General features: G+C 58.8%; 15 protein-coding genes and 1 pseudogene. 9 read left to right on the top strand and 7 right to left on the bottom strand.

Annotation, left to right across the window (positions count from 1 at the left end; all coding sequences use genetic code 11):
* Positions 1–7 precede the first annotated feature (7 nt).
* Complete coding sequence (locus tag FJ423_RS16340) at positions 8–196, top strand: hypothetical protein (RefSeq protein WP_140843050.1); 189 nt, start codon at positions 8–10, stop codon at positions 194–196.
* A gap of 247 nt (positions 197–443) precedes the next feature.
* Here FJ423_RS16340 and FJ423_RS16335 read toward each other — a convergent pair whose 3' ends face one another.
* The 5 genes from FJ423_RS16335 to FJ423_RS16310 form a co-directional block, all read right to left on the bottom strand.
* The gene (locus FJ423_RS16335) at positions 444–653 is read right to left on the bottom strand and encodes a hypothetical protein (RefSeq protein WP_140843048.1); all 210 of its coding nucleotides are present in this window, start codon (positions 651–653) and stop codon (positions 444–446) included.
* Positions 654–884: 231 nt separating this feature from the next.
* A complete protein-coding gene (locus FJ423_RS16330) occupies positions 885–1,115 on the bottom strand; it encodes a hypothetical protein (RefSeq protein WP_140843046.1) in 231 nt (76 codons plus the stop codon).
* A 1,265-nt stretch (positions 1,116–2,380) separates the two neighbouring features.
* Positions 2,381–3,694, bottom strand: a complete 1,314-nt coding sequence (locus tag FJ423_RS16320) for an integrase family protein (protein ID WP_140843044.1) — start codon at positions 3,692–3,694, stop codon at positions 2,381–2,383.
* A 962-nt stretch (positions 3,695–4,656) separates the two neighbouring features.
* A complete protein-coding gene (locus tag FJ423_RS16315; protein WP_140843042.1) occupies positions 4,657–4,857 on the bottom strand; it encodes a hypothetical protein in 201 nt (66 codons plus the stop codon).
* Between the two features lie 3 nt (positions 4,858–4,860).
* Entirely contained in the window at positions 4,861–5,481 is a 621-nt protein-coding gene (locus tag FJ423_RS16310; protein ID WP_140843040.1) for a glutathione binding-like protein, read from the bottom strand.
* A gap of 468 nt (positions 5,482–5,949) precedes the next feature.
* Between FJ423_RS16310 and petA the strand changes: the two genes are divergently transcribed.
* From petA to FJ423_RS16295, 3 genes are all read left to right on the top strand, one after another.
* On the top strand, positions 5,950–6,432 hold the full coding sequence (petA, locus tag FJ423_RS16305; RefSeq protein ID WP_140843038.1) for a ubiquinol-cytochrome c reductase iron-sulfur subunit: 483 nt from the start codon (positions 5,950–5,952) through the stop codon (positions 6,430–6,432).
* Between the two features lie 16 nt (positions 6,433–6,448).
* Positions 6,449–7,720 carry a cytochrome b N-terminal domain-containing protein gene (locus tag FJ423_RS16300; RefSeq protein ID WP_140843036.1) on the top strand — a complete coding sequence of 424 codons (1,272 nt, stop codon included), beginning with the start codon at positions 6,449–6,451 and terminating at the stop codon, positions 7,718–7,720.
* A gap of 191 nt (positions 7,721–7,911) precedes the next feature.
* Complete coding sequence (locus tag FJ423_RS16295; RefSeq protein ID WP_140843034.1) at positions 7,912–8,700, top strand: pirin family protein; 789 nt, start codon at positions 7,912–7,914, stop codon at positions 8,698–8,700.
* Positions 8,701–8,943: 243 nt separating this feature from the next.
* Here FJ423_RS16295 and FJ423_RS33570 read toward each other — a convergent pair whose 3' ends face one another.
* Positions 8,944–9,093, bottom strand: coding sequence for a hypothetical protein (locus FJ423_RS33570; protein WP_181174808.1), 150 nt, complete (start codon positions 9,091–9,093; stop codon positions 8,944–8,946).
* Between the two features lie 64 nt (positions 9,094–9,157).
* Complete coding sequence (locus FJ423_RS16290) at positions 9,158–9,892, bottom strand: ATP-binding protein (protein ID WP_140843032.1); 735 nt, start codon at positions 9,890–9,892, stop codon at positions 9,158–9,160.
* Between the two features lie 377 nt (positions 9,893–10,269).
* Here FJ423_RS16290 and FJ423_RS16285 point away from each other — a divergent pair, with 377 nt between their 5' ends.
* The 5 genes and pseudogenes from FJ423_RS16285 (at position 10,270) to FJ423_RS16265 (ending at position 15,860) form a co-directional block, all read left to right on the top strand.
* On the top strand, positions 10,270–10,497 hold the full coding sequence (locus FJ423_RS16285) for a DUF680 domain-containing protein (RefSeq protein WP_140843030.1): 228 nt from the start codon (positions 10,270–10,272) through the stop codon (positions 10,495–10,497).
* Between the two features lie 202 nt (positions 10,498–10,699).
* Positions 10,700–11,872: pseudogene (locus tag FJ423_RS16280) on the top strand (SbmA/BacA-like family transporter); the annotation flags it as partial.
* A 388-nt stretch (positions 11,873–12,260) separates the two neighbouring features.
* Positions 12,261–12,617, top strand: coding sequence for an SPW repeat protein (locus tag FJ423_RS16275; RefSeq protein WP_140843028.1), 357 nt, complete (start codon positions 12,261–12,263; stop codon positions 12,615–12,617).
* A 631-nt stretch (positions 12,618–13,248) separates the two neighbouring features.
* A complete protein-coding gene (locus FJ423_RS16270; protein ID WP_140843026.1) occupies positions 13,249–13,959 on the top strand; it encodes a response regulator transcription factor in 711 nt (236 codons plus the stop codon).
* 50 nt (positions 13,960–14,009) lie between these two features.
* Positions 14,010–15,860 (top strand): PAS domain-containing sensor histidine kinase, encoded by a 1,851-nt coding sequence (locus FJ423_RS16265; RefSeq protein ID WP_140843024.1) that lies wholly within the window; start codon positions 14,010–14,012, stop codon positions 15,858–15,860.
* The last annotated feature ends 5 nt before the right edge of the window (positions 15,861–15,865 follow it).

Raw genomic sequence — 15,865 nt, 5'->3', positions numbered from 1 at the left:
ATCTCTAATGCTGCGGGCCACGCGCCCGCCTCTCCTAAGCGCGCCGTTTGGCGAAACGGTCTCGATCAAAGCAACCATCGCGGCAGTGCGTCAACTCGGTCCCGATCTCACCGAAACGGATTGCGAGCTCACCGAACGCGTCATGTTCGAAGCTATCTTCCTTGGCCGGTTCGTCGCCTTCGATCTGCATGAGTGACACGCACGCACGGCTCGTTTGGTTCTCGCCGCCGTTCTCGGTGAATACCCACCAGCCGGGCGTCCGGCATGAAATAAATAACGTGCAAGTGGCCGCTGAGAACCTGTTGGAATGGCCGCAAAAAAGGAAGTGGCTCCGATGAGGTAAAGCGAGGCTCGATGGCGTCCGGGCCGCCCCAACCGTCAAAACCGTGACCCCCGCGGGTCCGTGCCGTTGCGGTGGCTTAGGCTTGGGCGTAAGCGGTGGTTTAAGGGTCCGACTCTGCTATCAGAACAATGCCAGCGGCCAAGCTCTCCTGTTCGAGAATATCTGTGACATCACCGACACTGGCCCCGGCATTGGGGTGAGCCATCGCCAGTTCCCGTGCCTTGGATTTCACGTCAAACGAAGATTGCTGCCGCTTCTTTGCCGCTGCTACCGTGTCTGCAATCTCGACCGCCAGGGTGAGTGCCGGCATTGGATTTCTCCCGAATGCCGTAGCCTTTACCCCAAATATGGCAGACATTCGGCGACATAGGCGGACCGGAATCTTTGGGAGAACGATTCGTATTTCTTGGACGCGAAGAAAGCGCCTATCACCGATGCCGCGATGGCGTCGGTCCTCCAGGATGCATGGCACGCGTCTAAGGAAAAGGAAGAGCGCGATCGCGAGTGGGACGTTCCTGCCAGCGATTGAGCGTGTGGTGCATCAGAAACCGGCCGGCGGGGACTGATTCAGGGGTTGGGGGGTGGAGTCAGGAGGCTTGCCGCCATTTGCTTTGAGAATCTCGTGCAGAAGCATATCGAGCGCCCCACTCGCAACTTCATGATCGAGACGCGCAAGCAGAATGCCGCCTAGCGTCGCAATCTCGCCGGTGACGACATCAACAACTTCCCACAGACCGTCAGCATCCTGCCGCTTCTGATATCGGTCGGGCATCGGCAGACCTCGCAGACCGTCATGCCAACGTCTGTGATACAGGGAAAGTTGCATACCCCGCAGTCACGAGTTTCGGGCCTGCAAGGTCTGAGACCAGCGCCGAGAACGCGCGAGCGTGGTCGCGCTGTCTGCCGCTCTCACTGCCGCCCATGAACCAGTCCCGGGAAGCGCAGCCACGCCTCACCGCATTCGGCAGACGCTCGTCGTCGACTAGCGTGGTCCAGGAGAACCCTGACGATGACCGCGGCGTTCTGCGGCCGAACATGTTCGAGCAGAACGGAAAGCCGTGCGCCATGACCAATGGATGCCCACTGGAGATGGGCTCCGCTTGCAATGCTCAGCCTAACCATCACCCTCACAGGGTCGCCTTCGGGTGGCCCCTTTTTTTTGAAGGCCTCTCGAAAGATGCAAGACTCGCTTCCGTTCCGCCAAGATCGACGAGGGTCGCCGAGCTGGAGGGTCGCGCTGGCGGAACTGCAGGCGCTCAAGAACCCCTCGCATGAAAAGTTGCCAGTTCCCCGGCACCAGCTGTGTCCGCTTTGGTGCACGGACCGGATCGTTGGAATGGCCAACGTGGGGCGCATTACAGACATTCAGGGTCTGACCGTCTACGTGCCTGAAGGTCTCATCCATTCCCCATCGTTGAGCGGAGAAGAGCCTGAATGTACTCTGGGAGATCGAGCTCGCCCCGCGCCTCGATCTCCAAGAGATATCGTGACTTGGCCAAGCGATCACCTGCGTTGACGGGGGGATAGGCGCAGACGGCAAGTAGCGCCCTCTCCTCCTTGGTCGCTGCTGCTGGCCCTTTCGTGGACGGCCTTGCCGAACGCTGCGTACGCTGTCTTGTTCGCCTCAATCAGCGCTCGCAGGTCGTTGGATGGCTCCCGGTCCCGGCCCAGCGGCTCTGTGCCGAGAGCATTTGCCGCAACCGTAGAGGCGACGAATGCGCTGCCGGAGCGGAAGAGCAAGGCGCGGCGGTTGATCCTGGACGTGGTGAATCCTCCTCTTCACTTCACGGGCAAGCCAAATCGGATGCCGTGAACATGACCCGGACCGTAACACAACGGGTCGCGCGTTCATGTCAGGATGATAGCCCGCGACGGTCCTGCAGCTAGCCGGCGTGGCCGCGCAATAGCACGAGGACACTCGCCAAAGTCATCTTCAACTAACTATTTCATATTAATGAATAAGTTTGAGCAGACGGCAGGATTCGAGCCTGTGACCTCTGCCTTCGAAGGGCAACACGCGGCCCCATCATGAAGCAGCTAGTCCATGCCCGTGATTAGAACAGAAAGCACGCGCCTGCTTGGAAGTTCGGGCCAAATACGGGTTTGACGCTTCGCCTCTTTCTGTCGCGACCGATCGCCTTCGAGTATCCGACGTGAGATGGCCTCCTGCTGCTGACGCAGGTGATCGCTCAGCAGTTTATTACGTGTGATGTAGCCCGCGTTAACGCCCGGGACCGAGTGGTTCATCAGAAGGTGAACATCAAGCTCCGCAACCCCCGCGGCTTGGGCGATTGTGCGGAAAGTCTGCCGCAGGTCATTACCCCATTTCGACAGATCGCTGCGCTTCTCTTTGTGTTCCATGATGTGGCCGCTTTCGCTGTCGGCCGGGAACAGCCATTCACGTGATTGCCCTCCATAGAGAGCCCGACCGATACGCATCACCCGAACCAGGCAGCGGATCATGGCGTTCGAAAGCGGAATGTCGAAGGCTTTTACCTCACCACCCTTCGGCCGGGGAATGTGCAAGACACGGGCATGAAAATCGACATGCTCGACCCGCGCCTTCCTGATTGCTTCAGGGCGATGGCCTGACAGCAGCATGAACAGGTGGAGCTCCCGACGCACAGGGTTTTTCAATGCCGCGAGTTGAGTGAACCACTCCTCGATATCCGAAAGCCCGAGCGCGGAGTTGCGCCGATGTTCGGCATTCCAGTCTATGGCTGAGACCGGGTTATCCGCCGGGAGTGTGCGGGCAGCTTTGCGAGCATGGTTGTAAACAGCGCGCAGCGTTCGCATGCACCCGTTGGCGATATAGGCGCCGTTCTCCTTGGTGAGCTTCTCGTGCCGCACGGTCACTAGGGAAGGATCATTGCCCAGCTTGGAAAGCGGCTCGTCAAGCCAGTCGGCCAACAGCCGCTCGATATGGTCACGATAGTTGTTGATCGTCCCATCGCTTCGGCCTTTGTTCTTCATATGGCCGTCACGGTACCGTTCCCAGGCAATGCGCAGCGTCGGATTCGCAATCGACGGCAAATCAGGCGCCACAGCATCGCCGTCCGGCTTACGCGATGGGCGAGGATCAACACCACTGGCAATCTTGCCCAGAATATCCTTGGCTTTCGCCCGCGCCGCGCGCGTTGTCAGTTCTCCAACCTCGGCAACTTTCATTCGGACGGAAAGGCGCTTGCCCGCCTTCCTTCGCTCACCCTGGACAACGAAGGTCTTCCTGCGTTTGCCCACCAGCACCATGAAGCCCGGCAGATCCGTGTCTCGAGCAAAATATTGCCCGGAAGACGCCGGCTGGAGATTTTCAATGACACGGTCAGTGAGGGCGAGGCGAAGGTCTGTCAAGAAATTAGTACGGGATTAGTACGGCACTTGCGCGGTATTCGATCTGACTCGATCTGTTGGTTTGTCTACGCTATCATAGCCGCGCAGCACGAAAACCACAACAGCTTTAGTATGTTAGCGGCAGCACAATCGTATAATGACCGGCATTGGGAAACAACGGGAAAGATCGTCTGACAAATTCCTAATCTGTAGGTCACAGGTTCGATTCCTGTCGGGATCACCAATGTTTTCAATGGTTTAGCGATTAGATCGCCGTACTTTTTTGCGAAATTTTCGCGAAATAAGTACGGCGAATATCGTAGACCTTCAGACTTCGGGCGGGATGCCGCTTCATTTCACGATGTGGCGCTATGATGCTGTCGGGCGGCTTCGTGACCCTCGTGCCGCCTGGGCAGGCTGCTTTGGGACCGGCTGACTTTCTTTCGCCTGACCGCGGTCGGACTTGCCTTCCGCGACCGTTAGAATCGCAGTTTGCTACGCCACGTGCGGCTTCGGCGCCACAGTTCATGTATCAAGGAGGCCAAATGCAGGAGGCGACGCCTCAGATGTTGTCCAGCGTACCCAGCATCACGATAGTCCGTATTGAAGGCATCGACACGAGCACGCGTCGACGCCGCTTCAACTTCGTGACCCTTCCGTTGCAACTTCTTCACGGTGCTCGCTCTGATGTAATCGGTGCCACCAATGACTACAATTTTCATATGGAGTCTCCTTGTGACCATTTAAGTCTGAGAATCGTTGAACGACGATGCGCTATCGATGGCCGGCAGTCGGGAACAACATGGCCTTTCCCGAGCACAGGACGAGCGGCTCAACCCCGATAGAATCCGGCACCGAGGTGCTGCCATCGCAGGCCGATTCAAACCGGCCTCGATGAGTGCTATCGCCGCAGCGCCAACATTGCAGCGGTGACGGTCACTTTCGTGGTGTGCGCCGAGTTAACATCCGTCATTGACGATGTGTCACCTCCGCCTATTCGATCTCGGAATCATCGCCTTCATGGTTGTTATGCCTTCCTCCTCGGCCAGGCCGGCCAGCGCCGGTTGATTGTCCGGCAAATTCAGGTTGAGCACGTCCTCAATTTGTCTCCGCAGAAATTCGTGGCGCAATCCATCGCCGCGCTTGGCAGCGATAGGGTGGAGTGCCTGCAAGAATGCCATCATGGCCTAACCTCCTTGTTCGATTCCCGGCTCGCTCGCGATGTTAACGAGACCCTCATCGGTCATGGCGATGCGCACGGCCGGCCGAGCACCCATTCGGTTGCGAAAAGCCTCCAAGGAGGCGGAAACGGGAACATGGAAGCGCGCCGCCCAAAGCAGCATTACGAACAAATAGCAGTCGGCAACGCTGGGTCGATCACCGAACAGATAGTCTGTCTTCAGCCCGTCAGCGACGAGCCCGAATTGTGCCGCTAGCGCCGCTCTGGCTTTGACTTTCTCGGCATCATGGCCAGGGTGCCACATGGGCTTGAAGCTTCGGTGAATCTCGCTCGAAATGTAGCTCAGCACCTCCAAGACGCGAGTGCGTCCCAGTGGCCCTGCCACACTTAGCTCCGGGTGCTGCGATGCGATCCAATCAAGGACGGCGACGTTCTCAGTCAGTGTTTCGCCGCTATCCAGCACCAGGGCTGGAACGTAGCCCTTTGCCGTGACGGCCGCGAAATCATTCCCCGAAGCCGTTCGTTTCGTCTTGAGATCAACCGCCTCGCGCTCGAAGGGAACGCCCGCCTCCTCCAGCGCGATGTGGTCAGCCAGGCTGCAGGCGAAAGGACTATAGTAGAGTTTCACGGTTTTCTCTTTTCCTACCGGAGCTGAAGTTCCGGAAATTGGTTGTCGTGGGGCGGAAACCCGCCCACCAACACGCGCCGGCCATCCTTGCTGGCGCTCCAGAAAACTCGCACTTGGCAGGGAAAACGGCTACGACGCCGACAGCTAGGCGTGCCTATGCCGAGGTATGATCGAGCCGAGCCAATGTCCTGCGATTGCCGAGCGCCATACCGGACATGAGGAATGGCGGCTGGAAGAACCCAGCCCCCTGCCGCCATGCATGCCATCCTCAATGATCAGGGACAGTCCTTCGTCCAGCAAATCATAAACGAACGTATTGGACGCACGTGCCCTTGGCACGATGGTTCGGATCTCTCACGGCCTTCATATTTCGACCGACATGAGGAAACTCAACAAGCGATCGGTCCCGGCCTTGTTCGATTGCCACCGACGCGACGGAGCACTTTCCGGGCAATAGGAGTCGTCGCCATGGCCGACCTTTCCGAACTCGAAACAGGCGCCGCTGAGCACACACCCACCGCCGAGGCGCTGGCCTCGGTCGACGTCGACTTATCCTCGCTGACGCCAGGAATGTCGCTGGTTGTGCAATGGCGCGGTAAGCCGGTCGTCGTGCGCCACCGCACAAGGCAGGAGATGAAGGAGTGCGAGGCCGTCAATCTTGCCGTCCTCAAGTATCCGATCGCCGGCAACGCCAATCTGCCCGCCGACGCGCCCGCCACGGATGCCAACCGCACCATACCGGGGAAGAAGGCCTGGCTGGTGATGGTTCAGGTCTGCACGCATCTTGGCTCCATCCCGCTTGGCCAGGAAGGCGAATTCGGCGGCTGGCTCTGCCCGTGCCACGGCTCGCAATACGACACCGCAGGACGCATCCGCAAAGGTCCGGCGTCAGAGAACATGGTGGTGCCGGCGTTCCAGTTCATTTCCGACACCAAGATCCGTATCGGCTGAGGCAGGAGACATTTCGATGAATGAGGGACATTCGACCTACAGGCCCAAGACCGGTGTCGAGCGCTGGCTCGACGCTCGCCTGCCGCTGCCGCGGCTGGTGCATGATTCCTTCATCGTCTATCCCGTCCCTCGCAACCTGAACTACGCATATACGTTCGGCGGCATTCTCACGCTCATGCTGGCATCGCAGATCATAACGGGTGTCGTGCTGGCAATGCACTACGCACCCGATACGGGGCTGGCCTTCAATTCGGTCGAGAAGATCATGCGCGACGTGAATTCGGGCTGGCTGCTGCGCTCCTTGCATTCGAACGGCGCTTCATTCTTCTTCATCGCAGCCTACATCCACATCTGCCGCGGGCTTTACTACGGTTCGTACAAGTCACCGCGAGAACTTTTGTGGGTGCTTGGCTGCACCAACTTGTTGTTGATGATGGCGACAGCCTTCATCGGCTACGTCTTACCCTGGGGGCAGATGAGCTTCTGGGGCGCCACTGTCATCACCAGCTTCTTCAGCGCCATTCCACTGGTCGGCGACTGGATCCAGCACTTGCTGCTCGGCGGCTTCGCCGTCGACAGTCCGACGCTGAACCGCTTCTTTGCGCTGCACTACCTGCTGCCATTCTTGCTTGTCGGAGTGGTGACCCTGCACATCTGGGCGCTTCACGTGGTCGGCCAGAACAACCCAACCGGCATCGAGGTAAAATCGAGCGCCGATGTCGTCGATTTCACGCCCTACGCCACCGTCAAGGACGCGTTCGGCATGATCGTGTTCCTGTTCATCTTTGCCTATTTCGTTTTCTATCTGCCGAATTTTCTCGGCCATCCGGATAACTACACAGTCGCCAACCCGCTGAAGACGCCTGCGCATATCGTGCCGGAATGGTACTTCCTCCCGTTTTACGCGATCCTACGCGCCATCACCTTCAATGTCGGACCGATCGATTCCAAACTCGGCGGCGTGATCGCGATGTTCAGCTCAATCGCCGTGCTATTCCTGGTGCCGTGGCTCGACATGTCGAAGGTGCGCTCGGCGGTTTACCGGCCCTTTTACAAGCCGTTCTTCTGGCTATTCGTAGCCGACGCCCTCTTTCTCGGCTGGCTTGGCTCACAGCCGGCGGAAGGCGCCTACGTCACGATGTCCCAGTTGGCGACGCTTTACTATTTCGCATTCTTCATCGTCGTCATGCCCGTGGTCGGGCTGATCGAGACGCCGCGCCCTTTGCCGCACTCGATCACCGAAGCGGTCCTCGAAAAGAATGCGGCCCGCTCCAAGGCAGAAAAGTAGGGATTGCAGCCCTGGTCGATCTGGGCCTGATCATGACTGAGGTGCTGTCGCCCTTTGGCGAGAGCAGCATGCCAGGTCCGTAGCACGCGAGTTCCAGGCTTTGCACTGCTCCAGGTCATTCAGACGTTCATTTCGCACTGTCCAACGCGTTCGAGCAGCTCGTCAATATGACCCGTGAAGGGATGGCAATCATGACTAACCGGCAAGGCGACATCGCTGGCATCGACACCGTCATCCTTCCAGTGGTCCGTGACCCGGCGGATGGATTCAAAGTACGGCGCGCATTGCCTGACTCGAATCGCCGTATGATCGGACCCTTCATCCTGTTCGACCATTTTGGTCCCGAAGAGCTCGATGCAGACCATGGGTTCGACATCCGGCCACACCCCCATGTTGGACTCGCGACCGTGACCTATCTGATCGATGGAGAGATCATCCATCGGGACAAACTCGGTGAAGTGCGGACCATCCGTCCGGGTAAGGTCAACTGGATGACGGCTGGGTCCGGCATCGTCCATTCTGAGCACACGCCGCCGGAATTCCGAGCGTCGGGAAGCAATCTTCTCGGCATTCAGGCTTGGGTCGCCCTGCCCTCCCGGCACAAAGACATTGCAGCTGACTTTGCGCACTATGGCGCTGCCGAAATACCCAGGATTTGCGACGATGGTGTTGAGTTCACCTTGATCGCCGGCGCCTCCGACGGGCTGATCTCCCCGGTCAGAATCTTTTCCGAAATGATCTATGCGGAAATTGTGCTCACAGGCGGCGCGCAATACCAGGTGAAGCCCGAACATCATGATCGTGCGATCTATGTGGTCGCCGGTGAGGTTGGGGTTGCCGGCCAGTCTGGGACATTCGGAGAGGCCGAACTGATTGTGCTGACGCCAGGCGTCGAGGTTGTGCTTCAGGCGCCTGTCTTCCACGCAGCGCGACTGATGCTCATTGGTGGCGAGCCGCTCGCCGAGACGCACCATATTTGACAGCCCAACGGACCAGCAGATTTTGCCCTAGCAGGCTGTTGAAATAGGTTTTTGTCCCTCCCAAGACTACCGAGATTGCTCTCGCGCGTTCCAGAAAACTCAATGTTTTCAGCGAGAACAATCGAAGCGAATGGGCCTGAGAACCCAAAAAGTGGGAAAATCGGCCCTTGAGCCCGACTTTTTCAACAGCCTGCTAGGCAGCTTCCCCAGGACTAAGGAACCGCGAACCCGGCGCGGCCTCTACTAGAACAAATTGAGTTCATTCATCGAGTCCTCGTCGAGCAAACCGTCGAACCAGACATCCAACATCGTCTCGAGACGGCCAGTTATATCGGCGGTGATCGGCCGATCGAAACGTTGCAGCCGGATGTTTTCCACGACCTTTGTATGCATCTTCTGGTTCTCGATTTGTGTGCCGGGCTCATCCGAATTGGGATATCGCCTGAGGCGTCGTTGCCTATCGCGTCGCAGGCAGTCGCAATGTCACTGTTGTGCCAACCCCAAGCGTGCTCTGCATAGCGACGCTTCCGCCCCACTCCTCGGCGAAGCGCTTCACCATCGGCAAGCCGACGCCGCCGAGGCCTTCGCCTTTTGTGGTGAAGAAGGGATCGAATGCGCGGACCATGGTCTCGCTGTTCATTCCAATTCCGTTGTCCGCGACACGTATGTCGACCTGACTGGCTGTGGATCTTTCAGACACCGAGTTGACGTCAACCGAGATCAGACCGCCATCGGGCATCGCATCGCGCGCATTGAACAGAAGGTTCAGAACCGCATTTTGCAAACCAACCCGATCGCACCTTATCAAAGGCAGGTTGGACCCGGCTCTCACCTCAAGACGGATACTGGCACCCCAGGCGCTTCGAAGGAGGACCTCGATTTCCGTAAGGCATTCGCCTGGGTTCGCCTGATGGATCTCCGAGGGGATCCCTCCGGCTGCGCCGATGGTCTGCCTGACAAGGCCGCCAGCTCGTTCCAAAGCCGTTTTGGCGCCGGCAAGAACAGGCCCAAGAGCGGGAGCCGCCGATACGTTGGGGTCACGGGCCAAATGGTTCAAAGCGGATGACGCGACTTGAATAAGATTGCCGAGGTCATGGATGATGCCGGCGGTCGAAATCTGTCTGGCACAGCCCCCTGAAGGGCGGCTAGCCGGAGGGTCGAAGACATCCTCTTTCGGTTGCAAGCGTGACATTCCATTCCCCCGTTTGCTCTGTCGGCAGTGCGGAGCAGAGTGCGCCCAACCGGCCCGCCAGGCTATTGTGCGAAAGGGTCTGCCATACGATGCCAAAGTGCAGGATCGGTTGGCTGGACACTCAAGATCGCAAGCGACGCGGCCGTGTTCTTGCATTTCGGTTTGCGCTGGCGGCGATGGCCTTCGGTTCCCAGGCAAGGAGCCGACACACAAGCACCCAAAGCCTCTCGATGTAGCCAGCATCCCCTGGCTTTCGGCCTGCGCGGCACAATGCCTTCGTATGGGTCATCTGGGCTGCTGGTCTGATCGTATGGCAGGTGCTCCGCCCGTATGTTTGCGGCGGTGAATGCCATCAAAATCAACACGGAGTCACCAAGATGAAAATGATCCTAGTTACCGCCGCCCTCCTCGCTTCAGTGGCAGGCGCCATTGCCGGAAGTGACCATTATGGGTCCGGCGCTGATCCGCAGTTGCCCGCGGCCAGCACCGACACCGTGCATACCGGATCGATCAAAAAGGCAGACAACCATGCCGGCGTGCCGCAAACCGTTCGCAGGCCGATTGTTCCTAACGAGGAATATGGCCAGGGCATCTGGGGCCGCTAATCCTGATGGCAGAAATTTTCGAGGGCCGGGGCGGGAGACCCCCGGTCCTTCCGACGTCTCAACCGGCGAAGGTCGTTCCCAACTGTCAGCACGATAGCCACGACGTACCGCCAATCTAGACGCTGACGCGCTCGCAATGCTGAGTGTTTCGCATCGCAGTTCCGTCGTTGATGCGACCGCTTCGCACGCATGGATTTCATGCATGGCTGACCAAGTGGACGACATGTCGGGTGCCGAGAAGGCCGCTGTTTTGGTCGAGGCAAGCAGCCTCGCCGACCAACTGGCGACGATCAAGCAGGGGCTGAAGTCCTCGCCGGTCCGCCGGAAGCTTGGCTGGGTCTCGATCGGTATCGTCGCGGTTATCATTGCGACCTCGATCGGACAGGTTCTGCTCAACCGATGGAACCAGCCTTTCTACGATGCGCTGGCGCGGCGTAACATGGCGGACTTCCTGCACCAACTCCTTGTCTTTGCGGCCATCGCCAGCGGCCTTCTGGTGCTCAATATTGGCCAGACCTGGCTGAACCAGATGATACGTTTGAGGTTGCGCGAGGCGCTGACGCTGGATCTGATCGATCAATGGATGCGTCCGGCGCGCGCTCTTCGGCTGGCCAATGCCGGCGCCATCGGCATCAATCCGGACCAGCGCATGCAGCAGGATGCCGCGCATCTGTCGGACCTGTCGACGGATCTCGGCGTCGGCTTGCTGCAGTCGTTCATCCTGCTTGCATCCTTTGTCAGCGTGCTCTGGCAGCTTTCTTCCGGCTTCGTTTTCCACCTTGGCGGTTATCCCCTGGCGATATCAGGTTACATGGTATGGGCGGCACTCATCTATGCCGGCATCGCATCGTGGCTAAGCTGGCTGGCAGGGCGCCCGCTCATCAACCTCGACAGCGATCGCTACACACGCGAAGCGGAACTGCGTTCCTCGATGGTGCGTGTCAACGAGAATGTCGATGCCATTGCACTCCACCATGGCGAAGCCGATGCGCTTCGGCAGCTAGAACTCGACCTCGGTACGGTGCTGGGCGCCATGCGGCGCATCTATTCCGCCCAGATCAACCTATCCTGGGTCACCGAAACCTATGGCTGGATCACCGTCGTAGCGCCTATTCTGGTGGCTTCGCCGGTCTATTTCTCTGGCGACATCAGCTTCGGCGGAATGATGATGGCGGTGGGCGCGTTCAATCAGGTTCATTCGTCGCTGCGCTGGTTCATCAACAACATCGGCAGCATCGCCGACTGGCGCGCCACGCTGATGCGTGTTGCCGATTTTCGCATCGCGTTGAATAAAGCCCATGTGCAGATCGACGAAGAAAAGCGCGTCGAGTTCGCCGACAATGCCGATGGCAGCCTGACCTTCGAGAAACTTGAGGCCGGCTATCCCGAATAAAAAGGGCCGCAGCGTGTCCTTCGGTGCTCGTGACGAGGTTGATCCACCGCCCCTCCAATGCATTGCGGTTTGAAAGCCATAGACAGCCGCCAACTTACACGATCTGGCGAGCTGGCTGCACCCTGTTGGGCGGACAACGTCTTTGCTCCTCGGAGCGGCGGACTGCCACATGGCAAGTAGACCCGGGCATTGCCCTGTCCTGACGGGCGGTGACCCGAGCGCTTCGATATCTTCTACAATCAGCGCGCATGGCCGCCCTGGACTTTAGCATCGACCGACAAGTGCCTGCGTAGAATAGGCTGGTGCACCCGACTGTCCCATTCTCTGCGTACCGGCCACCTCCGTGGTACGGCTGAAGAAGGAGATGAAGATGAGAAGTGATGTGCCAAGCAAGGGGTTGGAATGGACCAACCTTATTCTCGGCGCAGGCTTGGCCTGCGCTGCAATCATGTTCGTCGGGCTGCCTGCTGCGGTGTGGAACGCCGGAGTGGTGGGCACGCTGATTGTGTGCAGCTCTGCCGTGGCCCTCTACCGCTATGGGGATTGGGCGGAATGGTCCAACCTCACCTTAGGGTGCTGGGCGGTGGTAGCTCCGTTCCTGCTCGGCTTCGGATCGGCACAGGGTCCGATGTGGACGCATGTCTTGATCGGGATTTGCGTAGCAACGTTAGCTGCCTTGCAACTTGCGGCAAGTCGCAGGATGCAGGCGCCTTCGAGCACCAATTAACTTCGAATACAGGGGCGCCGTGGTGCAGTTCAACAAGAGGAAGTCATCGGCTTGCTCCTGTACCTCGGCGCCTCTTCCAGTGCCGGCGCCGGGGACACGCCGCCTTAGGCTCGATCGCCGGGCTCGCTTTGATCGACGTGGCTTGATTGTATTCCCGCCGCAACTCAACCACGCTCCTCGGCGGCCGAGATGAATCCTGTGATCGGGCCCCCGACCGCCCCCCGCTTATTCTGCATCAAACGCTGTGAGGCTGATCGTCCATATTGGCTTGCGGCGACGGCATTATGGCATCTGGTTGAGTGTCGTTCCGTAGGAAGATCCCTGGTGTGGCGAACGCACTCGGGCCGAACCGCCGCAGACCCCCTATACCTAAGTCTAGATTAGCCAATCAAATCTTCAGGCACCGATCGCCCTTTGTCCTGTTGCGCGGATCTCCATCATTCCGCTACGTCAAGGCTCTGAGGGAAAGTTGCAATATCAGCACGCTATCTCCTGGCTATCGGTCGCACGCGAGTTTTTCGACGACAGAAGCAAGTGCAGTTTGGTTGACGTGTAAAGGACGCGGGGTTGATAATAGCCGCGCGAACGCGGTCAATTCGTGTCCAGCAGAGATCGCCCCGAGGTAAGGATCATGGGCTTAGCAAATTCGCAAACCGCAGACTGTCCCTTAGCAATTCTGGTCGACGATGATGCGGAGGTCCGCGACTCCTTGGAGGAGTTGCTAAGTTCGGTTGGCATCGATTCGATATCGTTTTCCTCGGCTCAGGAAGTGCTCGGCTCAAAGCTCCCAGACCGTCCTGGCTGCATTGTTCTCGATGTTCGAATGCCCGGTATGAGCGGAATGGATCTCCAGCAGCTCCTTGTGACTAAAGAGATATTGACTCCGATCGTATTCTTGACGGGTCATGGTGACATTGCCATGAGCGTCGAGGCTATGAAGGCGGGTGCAGTGGATTTCCTGACCAAGCCGGTACGTGACCAGACGTTCCTAGACGCCGTGTCGACGGCCATCGCTACCGACGTCGCTCGAAGGGCGGCGTCAGCCGTGGCTAAAAAGAACTCGGCCCTGTACCAGACACTTACACCCCGCGAGCGGGAGGTTCTGAGGTTTGTGATCTCCGGTGCGATGAACAAGCAGATCGCGTTCGATCTTGGTATTAGCGAAATCACGGTGAAGCTTCATCGCAGCAATATGATGAAGAAGATGGATGCGCGGTCCGTCTCTCATCTATTCAACGTCTGTCAATCGCTTCCACCCGACATACTGTACCAGTTGAAGATTCCTTCCACCGGAGGGAAGGCCGTCTTACAATCGGGGGCAGAGGCGCATTTAACTCATTAACGGGGCCGCGACGGCGAGCCGAACGGAGCGGCGGTCTCGAGAGATCTCAAATGCAACTGACGTCATCGCATCAGCGCCGCGTCGTGGCTGCGGCGATAGGAGCGGCGAGCGTCTTGCTTGCTTGGTTCGCACGCGAGCCTTCCGGCTTGCTGGTCGCGGTCACAGCCGTGTGCATCTGCGTCGGCTGGAAGGCTGGATTGGTCTCGGTTGCAGCGGCCAGCTTGCTTGCAGCTGTTATCCTGCTGTCACCGGCATATGGGGCAGAAAACGGTCCCGTCCAACTCACGGCATTTGTTGCCGGAGCGTTTGGGCTATGGCTGGTGGTCAAAATCTTCAGGACCATCAGCTTCTATGATCGGGTATACCAGGATCCCGGGCCGAATTTCACCGACATTCCGGGCCTCGGTTGGTCTGCCTATCCGGACGGACGCCTTCGGTTCCTCAATCCCGCAGCTCTTGAGTACGTTGGCGTCACGGCCGAAGAAATACGTGAGATCATGAATGCCGACGACTTTTCTTGGTGGCGGAGATTTGTTCATGCCGACGATGTTGAGCCAAGCATGGCGCAATGGCGCCACAGTCTAAAGACGGGCGAGCCGATGATCGTGGAGAAGCGTTTGCGCCGGTTCGATGGCACCTATCGATGGTTTCGCGACACGGGTATTGCCTCGCGCGATGAGCGGGGGCGAATTGTCGGCTGGTACGGCCATATCGAGGACATCGACGACCGGCGCAAGGCGGAAGCTGCGCTGCACCAGAGCGAAAGGGAGCTCAGGGTGCTGGTCGATACGGTTCCCACCATGATCTGGCTGATGACGCCGGCGGGACTGCCATATTATTTCAACAAACGGTTCGTCGACTGGGCAGGCATAGACTCGGCCAAGGAGGAACCGCGAGGCACGCGGCAATTCGCCTCGCATGTGGAGTTGTTCCATCCCGACGACCGGGCGGCCGTCAAGGCCGTGTTCCAGAAGTCCTTTGCGCGTGGAGAGCCCCTCCAACACAAAGGTCGGCTGTGCCGGAAGGATGGCGAATATCGCTGGATCGATTCGCGCTTCGAACCGCTACGCGACGAAGACGGAACTATCCTTCGATGGTACGGCGTCAACTTCGACATCGACGACGAGGCCCGCGCCCAGGAGTCCCTGCGCCTGGCTGACGAACGGCTCGCGCGCGCCTTGCGCGCCGCCAGCCTGTCAGAACTGTCGGTGTCCATTGCGCACGAACTCAACCAGCCCCTGCAGGCGGTCGTCGCCAACGCCGGCGCGTTTCAAAGATGGCTGGACGCCGATCCGCCGAACTTCGATCACGCCAGCCGGGTCGCCCAGAAAATCATCAGAAATGCTGACGCGGCCGCGCAGGTGATCAGTCGCATCCGGGCGCTGTTCAGCAAGACCGAAGGCGAACCGCGCGCGATCGATCTGAACGCGGTGATCCGCGAAGTGTGTGATCTCCTTGGTGAGAGGCTCACATCGAATAGCGTCAAGCTGGACCTCCACCTCGACCCCCGCCTTCCCGAGACGGCTGCCGATCACGTGCAGATGGAGCAGGTCGTCCTGAACCTCGTTCGCAACAGCATAGAAGCGATGCAGGACGTCAGCATCAGCGAACGAAACCTGCGGATCGTGTCGCGGCGTCAGAATGACGGAACAGTTGAGATCGAAGTTCGCGACCGCGGCCGTGGGCTTACCGATCTGGAGCGGATTTTCGAGGCGTTCTATACAACCAAGCCAGATGGAATGGGAATGGGCCTTGCAATCTGCCGCTCGATTGTCGAGGCACACTACGGACGGCTTTGGGCGGAAAATCTCGAGGCGGGGGGGGCATCCATAACCATCAGCCTCCCCATCCGCGCTGGCGACACAGCCAAGGCACCCACCAGCGCAACAGCAAGCGCCTGACTGGG

Source organism: Mesorhizobium sp. B2-8-9, from assembly GCF_006439475.1.
Classification (GTDB): domain Bacteria; phylum Pseudomonadota; class Alphaproteobacteria; order Rhizobiales; family Rhizobiaceae; genus Mesorhizobium.
The sequence above is the reverse complement of the archived record's forward strand: the minus strand, read 5'-3'. Positions and strand labels throughout refer to the sequence as shown.